At 69.5% G+C, this 17187-nt stretch carries 17 protein-coding genes and 2 pseudogenes; 4 read left to right on the top strand and 15 right to left on the bottom strand.

The window, feature by feature from the left end:
- Window positions 1–2 precede the first annotated feature (2 nt).
- Window positions 3–536 carry an alkyl hydroperoxide reductase gene (locus ACFVTC_RS14840; RefSeq protein WP_168530009.1) on the top strand — a complete coding sequence of 178 codons (534 nt, stop codon included), beginning with the start codon at window positions 3–5 and terminating at the stop codon, window positions 534–536.
- Window positions 537–889: 353 nt separating this feature from the next.
- Here ACFVTC_RS14840 and ACFVTC_RS14845 read toward each other — a convergent pair whose 3' ends face one another.
- The 4 genes from ACFVTC_RS14845 to ACFVTC_RS14860 form a co-directional block, all read right to left on the bottom strand.
- Window positions 890–2365 (bottom strand): AI-2E family transporter, encoded by a 1476-nt coding sequence (locus tag ACFVTC_RS14845; protein ID WP_390126959.1) that lies wholly within the window; start codon window positions 2363–2365, stop codon window positions 890–892.
- Window positions 2366–2501: 136 nt separating this feature from the next.
- Window positions 2502–3218, bottom strand: a complete 717-nt coding sequence (locus tag ACFVTC_RS14850) for a transglycosylase SLT domain-containing protein (protein WP_390126960.1) — start codon at window positions 3216–3218, stop codon at window positions 2502–2504.
- Window positions 3219–3646: 428 nt separating this feature from the next.
- Window positions 3647–4972, bottom strand: a complete 1326-nt coding sequence (locus ACFVTC_RS14855) for a PhoH family protein (protein ID WP_168530006.1) — start codon at window positions 4970–4972, stop codon at window positions 3647–3649.
- 312 nt (window positions 4973–5284) lie between these two features.
- Window positions 5285–6058 (bottom strand): isoprenyl transferase, encoded by a 774-nt coding sequence (locus ACFVTC_RS14860; protein WP_168530005.1) that lies wholly within the window; start codon window positions 6056–6058, stop codon window positions 5285–5287.
- A gap of 198 nt (window positions 6059–6256) precedes the next feature.
- Between ACFVTC_RS14860 and mgrA the strand changes: the two genes are divergently transcribed.
- Together mgrA and ACFVTC_RS14870 are read left to right on the top strand one after the other, a co-directional pair.
- Complete coding sequence (mgrA, locus tag ACFVTC_RS14865; RefSeq protein WP_390126961.1) at window positions 6257–7294, top strand: L-glyceraldehyde 3-phosphate reductase; 1038 nt, start codon at window positions 6257–6259, stop codon at window positions 7292–7294.
- Between the two features lie 426 nt (window positions 7295–7720).
- Window positions 7721–8056, top strand: a complete 336-nt coding sequence (locus ACFVTC_RS14870; protein ID WP_390126962.1) for a DUF192 domain-containing protein — start codon at window positions 7721–7723, stop codon at window positions 8054–8056.
- 324 nt (window positions 8057–8380) lie between these two features.
- On the opposite strand, the pseudogene ACFVTC_RS14875 reads toward ACFVTC_RS14870, so the two are convergent.
- Window positions 8381–9152, bottom strand: a pseudogene (locus tag ACFVTC_RS14875) (class I SAM-dependent methyltransferase).
- Here ACFVTC_RS14875 and ACFVTC_RS14880 point away from each other — a divergent pair.
- Window positions 9051–9428 (top strand): annotated as a pseudogene (locus ACFVTC_RS14880) (DUF664 domain-containing protein); the annotation flags it as partial. The pseudogenes ACFVTC_RS14875 and ACFVTC_RS14880 overlap by 102 nt on opposite strands.
- A gap of 76 nt (window positions 9429–9504) precedes the next feature.
- Here ACFVTC_RS14880 and ACFVTC_RS14885 read toward each other — a convergent pair.
- From ACFVTC_RS14885 to ACFVTC_RS14930, 10 genes are all read right to left on the bottom strand, one after another.
- On the bottom strand, window positions 9505–10002 hold the full coding sequence (locus tag ACFVTC_RS14885) for a GNAT family N-acetyltransferase (RefSeq protein ID WP_390126963.1): 498 nt from the start codon (window positions 10000–10002) through the stop codon (window positions 9505–9507).
- Window positions 10003–10095: 93 nt separating this feature from the next.
- Window positions 10096–10968 (bottom strand): LLM class flavin-dependent oxidoreductase, encoded by an 873-nt coding sequence (locus tag ACFVTC_RS14890; RefSeq protein WP_390126964.1) that lies wholly within the window; start codon window positions 10966–10968, stop codon window positions 10096–10098.
- A 42-nt stretch (window positions 10969–11010) separates the two neighbouring features.
- Complete coding sequence (locus ACFVTC_RS14895) at window positions 11011–11532, bottom strand: hypothetical protein (RefSeq protein ID WP_390126966.1); 522 nt, start codon at window positions 11530–11532, stop codon at window positions 11011–11013.
- Window positions 11529–13823, bottom strand: a complete 2295-nt coding sequence (locus ACFVTC_RS14900) for a hypothetical protein (protein WP_390126967.1) — start codon at window positions 13821–13823, stop codon at window positions 11529–11531. The genes ACFVTC_RS14895 and ACFVTC_RS14900 overlap by 4 nt, the downstream gene beginning before the upstream one ends.
- A 10-nt stretch (window positions 13824–13833) precedes the next feature.
- Window positions 13834–14307 (bottom strand): hypothetical protein, encoded by a 474-nt coding sequence (locus ACFVTC_RS14905; protein ID WP_390126968.1) that lies wholly within the window; start codon window positions 14305–14307, stop codon window positions 13834–13836.
- 165 nt (window positions 14308–14472) lie between these two features.
- Window positions 14473–15048, bottom strand: a complete 576-nt coding sequence (locus ACFVTC_RS14910) for a dihydrofolate reductase family protein (protein ID WP_390126969.1) — start codon at window positions 15046–15048, stop codon at window positions 14473–14475.
- 12 nt (window positions 15049–15060) lie between these two features.
- Window positions 15061–15714: an OmpA family protein gene (locus tag ACFVTC_RS14915; protein WP_390126970.1), complete on the bottom strand. Its 654-nt coding sequence runs from the start codon at window positions 15712–15714 to the stop codon at window positions 15061–15063.
- A 2-nt stretch (window positions 15715–15716) separates the two neighbouring features.
- On the bottom strand, window positions 15717–16313 hold the full coding sequence (locus tag ACFVTC_RS14920) for a hypothetical protein (RefSeq protein ID WP_390126971.1): 597 nt from the start codon (window positions 16311–16313) through the stop codon (window positions 15717–15719).
- A gap of 15 nt (window positions 16314–16328) precedes the next feature.
- A complete protein-coding gene (locus ACFVTC_RS14925; RefSeq protein ID WP_390127061.1) occupies window positions 16329–16937 on the bottom strand; it encodes a pilus assembly protein TadG-related protein in 609 nt (202 codons plus the stop codon).
- Window positions 16934–17134, bottom strand: a complete 201-nt coding sequence (locus tag ACFVTC_RS14930; protein ID WP_153288866.1) for a hypothetical protein — start codon at window positions 17132–17134, stop codon at window positions 16934–16936. Before ACFVTC_RS14930 ends, ACFVTC_RS14925 begins: the two co-directional genes overlap by 4 nt.
- Between the last annotated feature and the right edge of the window lie 53 nt (window positions 17135–17187).

A 17187-nucleotide genomic window follows, 5' to 3' on the forward strand; every position in this document is an offset into this window, starting at 1 on the left:
CCATGTCCCTCGATGAGCTGAAGTCCGCCGTACCGGACTACGCGAAGGACCTGCGCCTCAACCTGGGTTCGGTCATCGGCAACTCCGAGCTTCCGCAGCAGCAGCTGTGGGGGACGGTGCTGGCGTGCGCGATCGCGTCCCGTTCACCGCGGGTGCTGCGTGAGCTGGAGCCGGAGGCGAAGGCGAATCTGTCGCCGGAGGCGTACACGGCCGCCAAGTCGGCCGCCGCGGTCATGGCGATGAACAACGTCTTCTACCGCACGCGGCATCTGCTGTCGGACCCCGAGTACGGGACCCTGCGGGCCGGGCTGCGGATGAACGTCATCGGCAATCCCGGTGTCGAGAAGGTCGACTTCGAACTGTGGTCGCTGGCCGTCTCCGCGGTCAACGGGTGCGGGCAGTGTCTCGACTCGCACGAGCAGGTGCTCCGCAAGGCGGGCGTCGGCCGGGAGACGATTCAGGAGGCGTTCAAGATCGCTGCGGTGATTCAGGCGGTCGGGACGACGCTGGACGCCGAGGCGGTTCTCGCGCAGTAGTACCTCCGGGAGGCCCCGTTCACCACATCGGCGAACGGGGCCTCCCGCATACGTTGTTCGCCCCCGCCGCCCCTGCCCGACCCGGCCTGTCCTGTCCCTGGGGGCTCCGCCCGCAGACCCCCGTATCGGCCTGGACGGCCTCGTCCTCGAACGCCGGACGGGCTGGGTATGCGGGTCCGCGCCGCGAAGCTGACGCCCGGGCCAGGCATTTCAGCCCGTCCGGCGTTCGAGGACGAGCCCTTCGGGCGAAGCGGGGGTCCAGGGGGCGGCAGCCCCTTAGCGGGGGTCTGGGGGCCGAGCCCACAGGGATGGGACGGGTCGGGCAGGGCCGGGCGGGTCGAGAGAACCCTGGGTCAGACAGGTGGGCGGGACGGTGGGAGTTCCGACGCCGTGGCCCCGCGCGGCTCCGGCGCATGCCTCTGGCCCGGCTCCCGCGCATACGACCGCAGATACCCGACCACCGTGTTGGTGACCGCCACCAGCGGCACCGCCACCACGGCCCCCCCGATCCCCGCGACCAGCCCACCCGCGGCGACGGACAGCACCACCGCCAGCGGATGCACCCGCACCGCCCGCCCGAGAATGAACGGCTGCAGGATGTGGCCCTCGATCTGCTGCACGGCGAGCACCACCAGCAGCGTCATCAGCGCGGTGAACACCCCCTGCGTCACGACCGCGACCACGACCGCCAGCGCCCCGGACACCACCGCGCCGACCAGCGGAATGAACGCGAAGAGGAAGATGAAGACGGCCAGCGGAACGGCCATCGGCACATCGAGGAAGTAGATGCCGAGGCCGATGAAGATGGCGTCGATCAGAGCCACTATCACCGTGCCGCGCACATAGGCCGTCAGCGTCCGCCACGCACGCGGCCCCGCTCCCGCCACCCCGGGCCGCGCCGCCGCCGGCACCAGCTTCAGCGTCCACTCCCAGATCCGCTTGCCGTCGTACAGCAGGAACAGCGTCGAGAACATCGTGAGGAGGATGCCGGTCAGCGCCTCCACGATGACCGTGACCCCTTCGAGCCCCGCCGAAGTGATCTGGTCGGTGTTCGCGCCGATCGCGTCCCGCAGGTTCTTGGCGATCTCGTTGATCTGTTTGTCCGTCACATGGAACGGGCTGTTGAGGAGCCACTTGCGCAACTCGTCGATGCCGTCCTGGATCTGGTCCGAGAGGTTGTCGATGTTCTCCTGGACCTGCCAGACCACGAACCAGCCGACCAGTCCCATGATGACGAAGCCGAGGATCGCGGTCAGCGCGGTGGCGAGCCCCCTCGGGAACCCGACCCGCTTCAGGCGCGCCACCGTCGGCTGGAGCAGCGCGGTGATGAGCAGCGCGGCGACGAAGGCGAGGACGACCAGTTGTACGGCGCTGATGACGCGCATCAGCACCCACAGGGTGCCCGCGAGGACGAGCAGCCGCCAGCCGGCCTCGGCCGCGACCCGTACACCCCACGGCACGGCCATCGAAGGATCGGGGCGCACCGCTCCTTCGTACACCTGGGCGACGGGAGCCGAGGTGGGTACGGGCGCCGTGTGCCGGGACGCGGGAGCGGGCGTGGGCGCGGCGGCGGAGTCCGGTGCGGGCGTCCGCGCCCGGCCCGGGTCGTCCCCGTGGGCGTCGTCCTCCCCGTAGGCGTCGTCGTCCTGCCACCCGGTCGCACCGGCGGAGTCCTCCGCGTCCCGTGCGGCCCGGGTGCCGAAGGGGTCGTCGGTGTCGAGCGCGCCCGAGGACTCCTTCTCCACCTCGGCGCGGCGTTCGTCCAACCGTTCCCCGAGCTCGGTCAGTCCGGCGCCGAGCCGGCCGAGCCACCCTGGCACTCGCGACATGATCGGTTCTCTTCCCCCGCTCCGCCCCACCACTCCCCCCTGGAGTCGTCGGCTCCGACCGTACATGGCCGAAGCCCCTCACCCTAGGACGGGGAGGGGCTTCGGAAGGTTGAGCGGCCGGGGTGCGGCGTGGGGCTCAGTACCAGTGGTTGGCCTGCCAGAACGACCAGGCCTCGCACGGGCTGCCGTAGCGGCTGTCCATGTAGTTGAGGCCCCACTTGATCTGGGTGGCCGGGTTCGTCTGCCAGTCGGAACCGACGGTCGACATCTTGGAGCCGGGCAGGGCCTGGAAGAGACCGTAGGCACCGGAAGAGGCGTTGACCGCCCGGTAGTTCCAGCTGGACTCGTGGTCCACGATGTTGCTGAAGCACTGGAACTGCCCGCTCGGGACCATCGAGGACGCCATCGCCTGGATCTGCGCGGTGGTGTACGAGGCCTGAACGGAGAAGGTGGAGGCGTCACGCAGCGCGGACCGGCTGGCCGCCTTCTTCGCCGCTTCGCGCTCCTTGGCTTCCTTCTCGGCCTTTTCGGCAGCCTTCTGCTTGGCGACCGCGTCCTTGGCCGCCTGCAGACGGGCGGATTCTTCCGCGTCCTTCTTGGCGCTCGCGTCCGCGGCGATGGCCTGTGCGTCGGCCTGCTGCGTCAGGGACGCGGTCTGCACCTGGGCCTGCTGGCCCGCAGGTATGTCCGCGAGGAGGGTCGAGTCGCTCGCCGTTGCCTCGGCGTCGTTCGACGGCTGTCCAGTGCTGCCCGAGGCAACACCGGTAACGGCACCGACGGCGGTGACCGCGGTGGCCGAAGCCACTGCGAATCCCCGGACCGAAATCCGGCTCACACGGTTTCCTTCCAGCATCGCCCGCTTAGGTGACCCTCGCGGACGCAATCTTGCCCCTGACACTGGCCTCCGCACTGCATGGTCACGGGAGGCACGGGCCCGGTGGGCAACTCCCCCTCGGGGAGCGCCGCATGGTGCGCGGGCGGCATACGACGGCTCTATGGAGTTCTGAGGTTCCTGTGATTCCGTACCGCTGGGGGTACAGGTGTGTCGTATGCGGGGCCTGACAGGACTGAGACTCTGCCGTAACCCGACGCGTCGAGGCAATTCCCAGTTGCGTGTGAAAGCTCACACCCCGTTTGCCCCAGCGGTTTTCCGGAAACAACCGCGCACGAAGGCGCCGCCCGGCTAGGCTTTTCGCCTTCTGCCGGACGGCGCCAACTACCGTGTACCCGCCATCCTTTGACCAAGTACGGTCAGAAGTGAACAGGCGGTGCCAGGTGCGGTCAGATCTGTCCGTCCTCCAGCATTTCGGTCACGAGCGCCGCGATCTGCGACCGCTCGGAGCGGTTCAGTGTCACGTGCGCGAAGAGCGGGTGGCCCTTCAACTTCTCGACGACGGCGACCACTCCGTCGTACCGGCCGACACGCAGGTTGTCCCGTTGCGCCACGTCATGGGTGAGAACCACCCGCGAATTGGCGCCGATCCGGGACAGAACGGTCAGCAGCACGTTCCGTTCCAGCGACTGTGCCTCGTCCACGATCACGAAGGCGTCGTGCAGCGAGCGGCCGCGGATGTGCGTGAGCGGCAGGACCTCCAGCATGCCGCGCGCGGTGACCTCCTCGATGACCTCCCGCGAGGTGACCGCCGACAGCGTGTCGAACACCGCCTGCGCCCAGGGGCTCATCTTCTCGGACTCGGAACCGGGCAGATAGCCCAGCTCCTGCCCGCCCACCGCGTACAGCGGCCGGAAGACCATCACCTTCTGGTGCTGGCGCCGCTCCAGGACGGCCTCCAGGCCCGCGCAGAGCGCGAGCGCGGACTTGCCGGTGCCGGCCCGGCCTCCCATCGACAGGATCCCGATGTCCGGATCGAGCAGCAGATCGAGCGCGATGCGCTGCTCGGCGCTGCGGCCCTTGATGCCGAAGGCCTCCCGATCGCCGCGCACCAGGCGGACGTTGCCCTCGGACGTGACGCGGCCGAGGGCCTTGCCACGCTCCGACTGGATCGTCAGGCCGGTGTGCACCGGAAGGTCGGACGCCTCGGGGACGTAGACGTGTCCCTCCTCGAAGAGGAGGTCCACCTGTTCGCCCGACAGGGTCAGTTCGGACATTCCGGTCCAGCCGGAGGAGCCCGTGATGGCGAGTTCCGCGCGGTACTCCTCGGCGAGGAGACCGACGGACGAGGCCTTGATCCTGAGCGGCAGATCCTTCGATACGACAGTGACGTCGTACCCCTCGGCCTGCAGGTTGCGGGCGACCGCGAGGATGCGGGAGTCGTTGTCCCCCAGGCGGTACCCGCTGGGCAGGACGCTGGGGTCCGAGTGGTTGAGCTCGACACGTACGGTCCCGCCCAGTTCCCCGATCGGAATGGGGGCGTCGAGGCGGCCGAACCGCACCCGGAACTCGTCGAGCAGGCGGAGTGCCTGCCGGGCGAAGTAGCCGAGCTCGGGATGGTGCCTCTTGGCCTCCAGCTCCGTGACCACGACGATCGGCAGCACTACCTCGTGCTCGTCGAAGCGGCTCAGGGCATTGGGATCGGCCAGCAGGACGCTGGTGTCGAGAACATAGGTGCGCCGGTCTGGCATACGGCGCTTTGTGCTGGTCACCACGGAAGGACGTACCCCCTCGGATGAGGTCGGGGAGCGACGAAGGAGATCTGGACCGGTCGACGGCCACGCTGCGCGGGCCGGGGACCGGCCCTCCGCTTCGTCCGTGCTGTGACCGCACGGTCGGGCTGGTGCAAAGGGCCTCCCGGGCGGACGGCCCCGTGCCGTCCGCTGAGATACGACACCCGTGGTTCGGGCGTCGACCTGCATGGCTTATGCCCTCGAACGCGCATGGCCATGCAAGAGCATGTGACCACGCGTTCGTTAACTCCGGATGACGTATGTCCCTCGCGGCGTCCCGGGTCACCCCGTGGGTCAGCCGCCGTAGCGGCGGTGTCGCGCCGCGTAGTCACGCAGGGCGCGCAGGAAATCGACCTTGCGGAAGGCGGGCCAGAAGACTTCGCAGAAGTAGTACTCCGAATGGGCGGTCTGCCAGAGCATGAACCCGGACAGGCGCTGTTCGCCGCTGGTGCGGATCACCAGGTCCGGATCGGGCTGGGCACTCGTGTACAGGTGCTTGCCGATGAGGTCGATGTCGACGGAGTCGGCGACGTCGGCGAGCGAGGCGCCCTTGTCCGCGGCGTCCAGGAGCATCGAGCGGACCGCGTCGGCGATCTCCTGGCGGCCGCCGTAGCCGATGGCGACGTTGACCAGTATCCCGTCGACGTGCGCGGTGGCCTCCTCGGCCTCCTTGAGGGCCGTCTGCATCGGGGAGGGCAGCAGGTCGGGCGTGCCGACGTGGTGCACGCGCCAGCGGCCGTCGGTGGCCAGGGTGCGCACGACGCCCTCGATGATGCCCAGCAGCGGGACGAGCTCGTCCTCGGGGCGGTCGAAGTTGTCGGTCGACAGCAGCCAGAGCGTGACGACCTCGACGTCCGTCTCGGAGCACCAGCCGAGGAACTCCTCGATCTTGTCGGCTCCGGCCCGGTGGCCCTGGGCGGCGGTGTTGCCGGCCGCCTTCGCCCAGCGCCGGTTGCCGTCCATGATGACCCCGATGTGCTTGGGCACCTGGTCGTGGTCGAGGTGGCCCTCCACCCTGCGTGTATAGAACCTGAGCAGCAGACGGCGCAGGTTGTCCCGCAGGTTCACGTGTTGTCAGCCCCTCCGTGCGGATCGGTCCGGCGCGCCCGAGCGGCCTCGCTCGGCGCAACCCCTGTCCCGATGGCGGTCCCCGGGGGCGAAGCCTACCCCCGGCCATGTCCCGCCGAAGCCCACCCCCGGGCCCTCCGCGGGCCTCCCGCGGACCTCCCCCGACGGGTTCCGGCGCCCTGGCATAGGTTCGTACCCATGAACGACCTGCCTCTTTACCGCGCCTCGACGGAGCGGTACGACTCGATGGAATACCGGCGCACCGGACGCAGCGGCCTCAAGCTGCCGGCCGTCTCGCTCGGCCTCTGGCACAACTTCGGCGACGACCGCTCGCTCGACTCGCAGCGCGCGATCCTGCGCCGCGCCTTCGACCTCGGCGTGACGCACTTCGACCTGGCGAACAACTACGGGCCGCCGCCCGGCTCGGCGGAGCTCAACTTCGGCAAGCTCCTGAAGCAGGACTTCGCGCCGTACCGGGACGAGCTGGTCATCTCCACCAAGGCGGGGTACCTGATGCACCCCGGCCCGTACGGCGAGTGGGGCTCCCGCAAGTACCTGCTGTCCTCCCTGGACGCCTCGCTGCAGCGGATGGGCGTCGACCACGTCGACATCTTCTACTCGCACCGCTTCGATCCGGACACCCCGCTGGAGGAGACGATGGGCGCGCTCGCGTCCGCCGTCCAGCAGGGCAAGGCGCTGTACGTCGGCGTCTCCTCGTACAGCAGCGAGCAGACCGCGGAGGCGGCCCGGATCCTCACCTCAATGGGTGTACGGCCGCTCATCCACCAGCCCTCGTACTCGATGATCAACCGCTGGACCGAGGACGACGGCCTGCTCGACACGCTGGAGGCGGCCGGCATGGGCTGCATCTCCTTCGTGCCGCTCGCGCAGGGCCTGCTGACGGGCAAATACCTCCAGGGCATCCCGGAGGGCTCGCGGGCCACCCAGGGCAAGTCGCTGGACCCGCAGCTGCTGAGCGACGAGGTGCTGCGCCGGCTGAAGGGGCTGAACGCCATCGCGGCGCGCCGCGGCCAGTCCCTCGCCCAGCTCGCGCTCACCTGGGTGCTGCGCGACGAGCGGATGACCTCCGCCCTCATCGGCGCGTCCAGCGTCGCGCAGCTCGAGGAGAACGTGGCGGCGCTGGCCGGTCCGAGGCTCACGGACGAGGAGCTGAAGGAGATCGACACCTTCGCGGTGTCGACGCCGGGAACGAACATCTGGGCCGGACGGCAGTGAGTCACCGCCCTCGTGCCCCCGAGGTCAGGGGGCGCACGGGGGCGCAGACACCGGCCCGGCGGGCCGCCGTGTCGGGGCACAAAAAAACGGGCCGGTCCGTGGGGGGGAGACGGACCGGCCCGAGGGGGGGTTTCCACCATAACCCTTCGTAAGTGATGCTGCGTGCATCGGCGTGCCACAACTACTCTCCGAAACCGCCCGACGACGCCACGGTGAGTGCGGAACCCCTCATTCAGGCCGTGATCTTGGCCGAATCACAACGGATTCAAAGGGAATCGCGCGGTATTCGGAGGAATCCACAGGGAATCAGGGGGATCCATGGGGTCCGCGCCCCCTGGCGGCCTCGCACCCTCTCGCCCGTGCGTACTCCGGGAGGGTGACGCGCGTCCGCGTCGGCCGCTTGACGGCGGCGCTAACTTCACAGCCATGGTCATGTTCACCACGGAACGGACGTCCGAACCCGTGCCGCTGGAACTCGCCGAATCGGCGCGGGCCCGGCGTCGCGGTCTGCTCGGACGGGACGGGGTCGAGGGGGCGTTGCTGCTCGGTCCGGCGAGTGCGGTGCACACCCTGGGCATGCGGTTCACGATCGATGTCGCGTACCTGGACCGGAGACTCAGGGTCCTGGCGGTGCGGACGATGCGGCCGGGCCGGCTGGGGCTCCCCCGTCCGCGTTCCCGGTACGTCCTGGAGGCGGAGGCCGGGGCGATGGAGCGGTGGGGTCTGCGGCGCGGAGCCCAGGTCACCCTGCACGGCCGCTGACCACGCGTCGGACACGGCACCGCGCAGCCCCCTCCGCCGCGCGGTGCCACACACGCGCAGCTTTGCTCACGCGAATCGCCTTGGTCTGAACCTACGCGAGGCGATCAACCAGGGCGAGGCGCCCTCGATAACGATGTGGAAACCCCGTGGGCCGGTCCGCCATCCGGAGGAACATCTCGCACATGACGGCCCGCATCGGGGCGTTTTCGGTCAATCGGTTCCGGCAGGTGCCGATCATCCCGGTCGCCCTCGGATCGGGCGGTGCGGAGGGTCTCACCGGGCCGCCCCTCCGGACGGCCGCGTCGACGGCGGCCGCCCTGATTCTCACGGCCGCGGCTTCCGCGCCTCGATCAGGAAGCGGGTGCTGTGGGCGACGAACGGTCCCTCCGTCCCGATCCGTTCGTGCAGGGAGCGGAGTTGGGGCCGGTACCGGTCGACGGTGAAGCCGGGGACCATCCAGATCACCTTGCGCAGGAAGTGGACGACGGCTCCGATGTCGAGGAACTCGACGCGCAGCCGTTCCGCGCGCAGACCGACGACGTCGAGCCCGGCGGACTCCGCGGCGGCGCGGGCCCGGTCGGGGTGCCGGGCGTTCCTGGCCTCCTCAGGCTGCGGCCCGAGGAAGTACTCGACCAGTTCGAGAACACTCGCGGGACCGACCTGCTGGGAGAAGTACGTGCCGCCGGGGCGCAGGACACGGGCGGTCTCGGCCCAGTGGGTTCTGACGGGGTGCCGGCTGGTGACCAGGTCGAAGGCTCCGTCCGCGAAGGGCAGCGGCGCGTCCTCGGAGGCGGCGACGACCACGGCGCCACGCGGCTGGAGCAGGGTGGTGGCCTTGGCCACGTTCGGGGGCCAGCCCTCGGTGGCGACCATGACCGGGGGCAATTTCGGCGCGGAGGCGAGGACTTCGCCGCCGCCGGTCTGGACGTCCAGCGCGGCGGCGGCCCGCGCCAGCCGCTCCCCCCATCGCCCGCGCGTACCCCCAGGAGGGCCGCTGTTCGGTGGCGCGGCCCTCGAACCAGGAGAAGTCCCAGCCCTCGACGGACGCCGCCGCGGCCTCGGCGACGAGGGCTTCGAAGGTACGAGGAACGCTCATGCCGGGGATCCTGCCAACGGCAGGCCGCGGAAGCGAGGCGATTTCCGCCGCACGGCCGCCGAGGAGGACATGCGCGCGGGGCAGGGGGAGACGACGGCGCGGGTCGTGGGGTTCTACGGCCGTGCCTACGCGGCTGCCGACCGCACGATCGCCGAACTGTCCCTCGACTACGTGGGCACGTCGTGGCACGGCACGACGGTCTCGCTGCGCCGGGTCCTCATCCACATGGTCGAGGAGACGGCCCGGCACGTGGGGCACATGGACATCGTGCGGGAGCTGATCGACGGGAGGGCGGGGGACAACCGGCCGGACCGAGGCGGACGTCGGCGCTCCCGACCCGGCGGACGAGGGGTCATCGGCGCTCGGGCGGCTCCTCCCCCGCGGTCCCGCCGGTCTTCTCCAGGACCAGCAGGGCGTGTTCGTCCTCGCCGTGCCGCACCGTCCCGGTGTGCCGGAAGCCGTGCTTCTCCAGCAGGCGGACCGAGGCGGTGTTCCCGGTGAAGGGATCGGCGTACAGGGGCCGGTTCTCCTCGACGCCGAGGAAGAGGCCGAGGGCTCTGCCGCCGATGCCACGGGCCCAGTACGGGCGGCCCAGCCAGTAGCCGATGAAGCGCCGGTCGCCCTCCCACCAGGCGACGACGCTGCCCGCCACCTCGTCGTCCACGACGACCGCCTGCACCAGGCAGGTCGCGTCCCCGAGGATCCGCTCCTTCCAGTGGCGCATGAAGGCGTCCCGCGGCCGTGGTGTGAACCTCGAACGCCGCAGGGCCTCGGGCTCGTGCTCGTACGCGAGGAATGCCTCCAGGTCGGACGCCACGACGTCCCGCAACCGCACGCTGTCCTCTGTCATGCCCGCGAGTCTGGCACCCGGCACTGACATCGCCCCCGCCGCCGGCCGGGCCCGCCGCCCGGCCGTCGCGCGCCCGGCGGTCGCACGCCCGGTCTACGGGACGAGCGCCCGCACTTCCTCGGCCGCGAACCGCACGAACCCCTCGGGATCGGGTTCGTCGCCCGTGGGCTGGAGGATCACCGCGTCGGCCCCGGCGTCCGCGAGCCGCCGTACGGCCGCGGCGACGGCGCCCGCGTCTCCCGCGACTCCGAGGTCCGGGACCGAGCCGAGGCCCTCCGACTCGAACTCGGCCCTGAGCCGGGCGTCGGCGTCGGGTCCGGTGGCGGTGAGGAGGTACACGACGACCCGGTGCGGGTCGGTGCGGCCGGCGGCCACCCGCCCCTCGTCGATGAGCCCGCGTGCGCGCCGTACGCCGGCCGGCGTGGTCGACGAGGTGAGGACGGTGCCGTCGGCGGCCTCCCCGGCGAGCCGGAGCGTACGCGGTCCGGTGGCGCCGGCGAGTACCGGCACGGGGGTGGCCGGGGGCCAGTCGAGGGCGACGTCGTCCAGGGTGACGTACCGTCCGCGCGTGCTGAGGCGCTCGCCCCGGAGCAGCGCGCGCAGGGCGTCGAGGTGCTCGCGCAGCAGGGTCAGCGGCGACTCGGGCCGTACTCCGACCTGCCCCATCCACTCCTGTACGCCGTGCCCGACGCCGAGCACGGCACGGCCCGGGAACATCCGGTGCAAGGTGGCGGCCTCCATGGCGACGACCGCCACGTTGCGCAGGGGCACGGGCAGCAGGCCGACCCCGACGCGCAGGCGTTCCGTCCAGGCGAGCGCGGCGGCGGCCGCCGAGATCCCGCCCTCACGGAAACAGTCCTCCCACAGCCACAACTCCTCCAGCCCCACGTCGTCCGCGAGCCGGGCGACGTCTCGGAGACGTTCCGGGGGCAACTGGGGGCGGAGGACGGCGCCGATAGTGGTCATGGGTTCCTCGTATCGGAAGGCAGGGGTGCCGGGCTACTGGTTTCAGGCCCCGCAGGGGAGAGTCTTGCGGTAGGACTCGGAGAACGGGCCGAGGAAGCGTTGGAGCTCTTTGCTCATGTCTCCGTCGGCGTGGACCAGTTCGGCACGGATGGAGAACCGCTCCGACTTGTACTTGGTGTTCTTGCAGTCGAGCACCGTGAACGCCTTGTCGTCCCAGAGTGCGAAGCGTCCCCCGTCGGCCGGGCGCAGGTTGAAGGAGTGGTTTTCCTGCGCGGCCTGTTCGGCGGTGGTTCCGGCGGGTTGCCAGCGGCCCTCGATCGTAAGCTCGATGTCACCATCGACGACCACCGCGCAGTAGGGGCGCGGCACCGCGCCGGGCGCCTGCGACTTGACTACCTTCAATTTGTCCCCTCCTGGCAGCAACTCCGCGGTGAGTTCCGGCTTCGCCGGTACACCGCAGAGCTGGTCGGGAACCGTGTAGGCCTTGTCGTCGCCACTGGAGCACCCGACAAGTGTCAGCAGGGCGAGTGCGCCGACCACGCCGACGGCCTTGTTCCTGATCACGATGCGTCTCCCGCGCTTTCCATCGTGGCGCCGGCGGTGTGGCCGTCGTCCGCGCCGTTCGCCGCCGAGTTCTTGAGGTCGTTGATGGTGTCGGCGTTGAAGCCGCTGTTGCGCGTGGCCGCGCCGACAGCGGTCCTCGCCGAGTCCATCACCGCCGAGCGGCCTTCGTGATAGGTACGCGTCGCATCCCCTTCGGCCTGGTCCGAGGAGTCCTTCTCGATGCTCTTCATGATGGATTCCTGAATGTCCTCGGAAGCCCACTCAAGTGGAGCGCCAAGAATCGGCACGCGTTCGGCGACCTTGTCGACTCCCATACCGAGGAGACGGTCCGCCCACTTCTGCTTGTCGGCCACGGCTTCGTTGAACTCCTTGTCCGACGCCGTGTGGTAGTCGAGTACGGCGTCGGCCCGCGATTCGCTCATGACGCCCGCGACGATTCCACCCGCGCGCGTGGCGTTGCGCAGCCGCTCCGCGTCCGAGACCGAGGAGTCGCTGTCCCCGTTGATCACGTCGTTCACGACATCCGCCGTGTAGGCCTGCTGTGCACTGGTGATGGACGCGTAGGCGTCCGGGTCCTGGCCGACTTCCGCGAGGAACCGATGCGCGGTGAGCGAAGTCAGCTGGGCCGGTTCGCCGAAGGTCGTGAACTGGTCCCCGCCTCCGGCCAGCGCGCTCTGGAAGTCCCCCATGTACTCGGCGGTGATGTCACCGAGGCTTCCCCGCATGGCGTACAGCGGGCCGCTCTCCTCGTCGATGTCACCGTTCTCGTTGTGCCGGATCAGTCCGGGGTCCTCGCCGAACTTGTTCACGATGTCGTTGACGAGTCCGGCCCGCTCGGGAGTGTGGCGGATCGCGTCCGCGGTGTCGTCGCTGTCGTACGGGCGGCCCGTCGTCGCCGATTCAAGGGCGTGGCCGAGGGCCTCGGGGCCGTAGCCCAGCGCCTTCTTCGTCTTGTCCTCGTCCGCGAGGATATTGGTGTCGTTCGTGTCGACGGTCCACTCGAAGTCCTTGTCGGTGAACACGTCCAGGTACGACGTGAAGTCGACCTTGCCGCCCGTCTTGACCGTGCCGTCCTCGTTGTACGCGGTGGGCGTGTCGGTGAAGAACTTCTCCGAGGCCTCCGGGCTGTGGCCGAGCGCCTCCAGGACGCTGTTGAGCGGGTCGTTGCCGGTGCCGAGCCTGCCGGAGGGGTTGAAGCCGTAGATGTCCTCGCTGCCCATCTGCTTGTTGTTCAGGAAGCGGTACGGGTCTTCCTTGTGGAGCTGGGTGATGTGCTCCGCGATCGGGTTGATGAAGCGGGCGTCGTAGTTCCCGTAGCGAAGGAGTCCGCCCAGGACCTGGTATCCGTACGGCTTGTTCCACTGGCCCTTTTCCCAGCCGATCTCCTGGGTGCCGAGGCGGCGGAAGTCGGCGCCCCAGCTGCCCGGCAGGTGGTGCGCGGTGTCCGGATCGGTCGCGTCGGCCAGCGCGAAGCCCATGTTCCGCTGGAGGTCGCGTACGGCGTCCAGCCGGACCTTGGTCGCGTCCCCGCCGGTCCCGTCGATGGACATCTCGGCGTAGAACTCCAGCGTCTTCTCCGGCCCGCCGAGTCCCTCGTAGAACCCGGTGGCGAACTCGCCGTCCTTCTCGCGCCCGTTGTAGCGGATCAGCCGGTTGAGTTCGGCCAGCTCCTCGTCGGTCATCTTGTCGCCCTTGTGGGCGAGTTCCAGCGCGCGCTCGACCTGGGCGTCGTTCAGGGACTCGTACGCGCTGTGCCCGGCGTTGTGCGGATCGCCGCCGTGGCTCTTGCGCAGGGCGCGGGCCACCGACGCGTCGATCTCCGAAGCGTGGGCGAGGAGTCCGTTGACACGGCCTTCCAACTCCTGCCTGGCGTCGAGCTGTTCCTGCGTCCGTTCGTCCGTGTCACCCCGGATGTGCGGGAAGAAACAGCGGACCTTGCCGTCGCCGATGTCCTCGACGCGGATGCCGAGCGCGGGGGCGTCCGTCTGGACCGCCGTCCTGATCTGCTTCTGGAGGGCGGCGAGTTCCGTGTGGGCGTCGTCGAGGACCTGGTAGATGCTGTTGGCCTCGGTGTGGAGGTCGGCTATCTCCTTGGTCGTCCTGACCACGAACTCCCGGGTCACCGTGGCGTTCACCCCGGCCCAGCGGGCGGCGTCGGACTTGGCCTGCATGCCCTTGCGGGCGTTCTCGGCCTGGGTCTTGAGACCGTCGACGGTGTTCTTCCAGTCGGTGACGGCGATGGCGAGCCTGCCCAGGTCGACCTCGACGAGGTCCGTGAACGTGAGTGCCATCCGGGCGCTCCTACTTGAAGTACTTGTCGAGTTCCGACACCGACTCGGCCGAGCCGTCCCGGCCCTGGAGCACGGCCGCGATCTCCGCGTCCTGCTCCGCGTGCAGCTTCTTGCTGAAGTCGAGGTGGTTGGAGATGTGCGCGCACGCCTGGAGCACCGACTTGGCCTGGGAGGTCCACACCGAGACCGTCAGCTCCAGGGCCCCGCCCATCTCGAAGCCGTGGGACTTCAGGACGCCGGCGGACTGCATCGTCGAGCCCGCGCCCCCCTTGTCGGCGCCGGCGCCCGCGATGTCCGTCTTCTTGTGGAGCTCTCCGTAGAGGATGAACGCCTCGTGGCCCACGGCTCCCAGGTCGTCCTGGTCGACCACGAGATCGGCGCCGCCACCGCCGCCCGGGTCGGCGGCCAGTTGGTTCAGCCGCATGTGCGTCGTGCTCCGCCGGGCCGCGTCGGCCTTCAGCTTCTCCCACTCGTCCCAGGCCATGCGACCCGCACCCTCCCGCGTTCCCTGCTGTCCCCGTGATCCCCGTGATCCCTGCACCGCGGTGGCCGGTCACGGCCCATGAGCGGCCGTCCCCCTTACCGCGTCCTTACCGTAGCAACGGTGCCGTGAACGTCGATCACTCGAAGGACACCTCACATCAATGCTTCACACTTGCCCCGCCGGCACTCGCTCGTACCGCAGGAGTACGACGCCGTTGCCGAAGGTGCGGGTCTCCGTGAGCCGGAGCGCGGTCAGGGCGTCCGTCTGTGGGAACAGGGGTTTGCCGGCGCCGATCAGCACCGGATGGACGTAGATCCGGAACTCGTCGACCAGGTCGTGCCGCAGGAACGCGGCGGCGAGGTCGGCGCCGCCCAGGCCCAGGTCCCCGCCCGGCTGCTCCTTGAGCGCCCGGACCTCCTCCGGTACGACGTCCCGTACCACGGTGGTGTTCCAGTCGGCCCGCTCCAGCGTCCGTGAGTACACGATCTTCGGAATGTCCCGCCAGATCCCGGCGAACTCGGCCTCGGTGGGGGTGCTCGCGGGGTCCTGGTCGGCGGTCGGCCAGTAGGCGGCCATCAGCTCGTGCGTCACCCGGCCGTCCAGCAGGGCGCCGAAGCGGCTGATCTCCTCGTTGAAGTGCCGGTGCAGTTCCGCGTCGACCCGGTGCCAGTCGATCTCGCGGTGCGGTCCTTCGATGTACCCGTCGAGGGACACCGACATCATGAGCACGATCTTTCTCATGGCAGCACGCTCTCAGCTCTGGGTCCCCGACGAGGTGCCGCTCGAGGCGCCGCGCGGGAAGGTCACCTCTACGCGGCGGTTCTTCCGGCGGCCCTGCTCCGAGGTGTTGTCCGCGATCGGGTAGTCCTCGCTGTAGCCACGCACCTCGAAGGTGACGTCCGTCGAACCGAGCGCCGCCGCCAGCTCGTCGTGGACGATCTCCGCGCGCTTCTTGGAGAGGGTCAGGCCGTGGGCGTACGAGCCGAGGTTGTCGGTGAAGCCGAAGACCCTGACCGTCGTCGCCTTCTGGGCCTTGATCTCGTCCGCGATCGCGTCGATGCGGGCGCGGGCGTCCGGGTTCAGTTTCGAACTGTCCTTGGGGAAGAGGACTTCGGCCTGCAGCGCGAACGTCACGTCCGAGTTGGTGTCCTCACGCCGCTCCTCCCCGCCGAGGTCCTCCACCACCGACTTGATGTCCAGCACCTTGGCGGGGGCGAGGGTGGCGCCGTCGGCGAGTTTGAGGCCGGGGCTGGTGGCGTCCACCGAAGGAGGCGGCGAGGTGGTCACGCTGCCCGGGGGCGCGCTGGGGTCGGTGCCGTCGGCGTACGCCGGGCCGGGGAGCCCGAGGGCGACCAGTACGGCGAGGGCCGTGAACGTCGTCGCGGCGGAGCGGGGCTGGAGGGCCATGGCTACTCGCCCTCGGAGATCTGGATGGAGGCGGGGGGCATGCCGCCGACCTGGAAGTCGACGTCGATGACGCCTGCCGGGGGTGCCGGGAACTGAGCGAACCACTGGGCGCTCGCGCCCGCACGAACACCGCCGGTGAACTGCGTGCACAGGCAGCGGCCCGAGGTGTCCCGAAGGATGAGGTACTTCTTCTTGCCTTTCTGGTCAATCAGACTGGCCCCGGCGATGGATCCGCCGTTCCTCGCCAACTCGCTTTCGTCCCCGCGCCATTCGGCCGCCACCCAAATGGTGCCCGTGTTGTTCGTGACGGTCCCCTCAACGGTGACGAAGTCCCCCGTGTCGCGCTTCGCGGAGGTGACCGTCAGCACCAGACCGTTCTCGCCCTTGACCTCGGCGAGCGGTGGATCGGACTGCGGCGCCTTCGGCTGCGTCGTGCTGCCGCCGCTGCTGCTCTTCGCAGGGGTCGACGAGGACGAGGAACCCTTGTCGGACGCATCGTCACCTCCCCCACCACAACCGGCCACCGTGAGGAGCAGCCCAGTCGTGATCGCCACCGCGCTCAGCGCCCTGCGGCCCTTCATGGTGTGCCGAAAGTCCATCGGTACGGCTTCCTCTCACTCGGCCAGATGCACAGAGAACAGCACGGACGCGTCCGGAAGGTCGACCGGATCGAAATTTCCGGGGTCGATGTTGACGGTCTCGCCGTCGCAGTTCAGCTCGACGGGCTTCTTGGGATCCGCGGCCGGGTCGAAGTCACAGCGCGGCTGGATGACGGCGACGGCGTGCGCGGTCGCGTGCTTGGTCTCGGTGCCGGGAATGATCGACCTGCCGACCGTGTAGTTGGTCTGGATGTCGGCCTCATACCCGGGATAGCCGTTCCTCTCGACAGCCTGCAGACCTCGAAGCGTCGAGTCGTTCTCGGCGGCCAACTGCTGGGCCGCGGCGTCGGCTCCCAATCCGTCGGGACCCTGTATCCCGTCGAGCCAGTCCAGCCAGTTGTCGGCGTGGCCGACGGCAGTCCCCAACTTGTCCATGAGTTCGTCGCGTGCGTCCTGTGCCGCCGCCAACGCGGCAGCGTCCGCCGCGGATTGAGCTCCATTGCGGGCGGACGCTGCTTGAGCGAAGGCAAAGAAGGCGAATGCGGCGAAGAGCAGGATCCCCGTCAGCCAGATGTAGATAGGGAGGGTCTGACCCCGATCACCCAGCGGGTATGGGACGGTCAGCCGCCGATGACGTTGGTGACCGCACGCATGATCGCCCCCGAGATCGCACCGTCGAGACCCAACCCGTCGATCATTGTGAAGATCCCCGCAATGATGATCATCAGGCCCGCGTACTCCACGAACCCGGCCCCCGCGTCCCGCCGCTCGCCCCGCATCCGAGAGACGACAGTCCGCTTCCAGCTGTCGAACTTGCCCATCGTCACTGCCCTCTCCTGCGACACCAAAGCCAACCCGGGCACCGTACGTGAGA

This window comes from Streptomyces sp. NPDC057950, assembly GCF_042887295.1.
GTDB classification, from domain to species: Bacteria; Actinomycetota; Actinomycetes; order Streptomycetales; family Streptomycetaceae; genus Streptomyces; species Streptomyces kaempferi.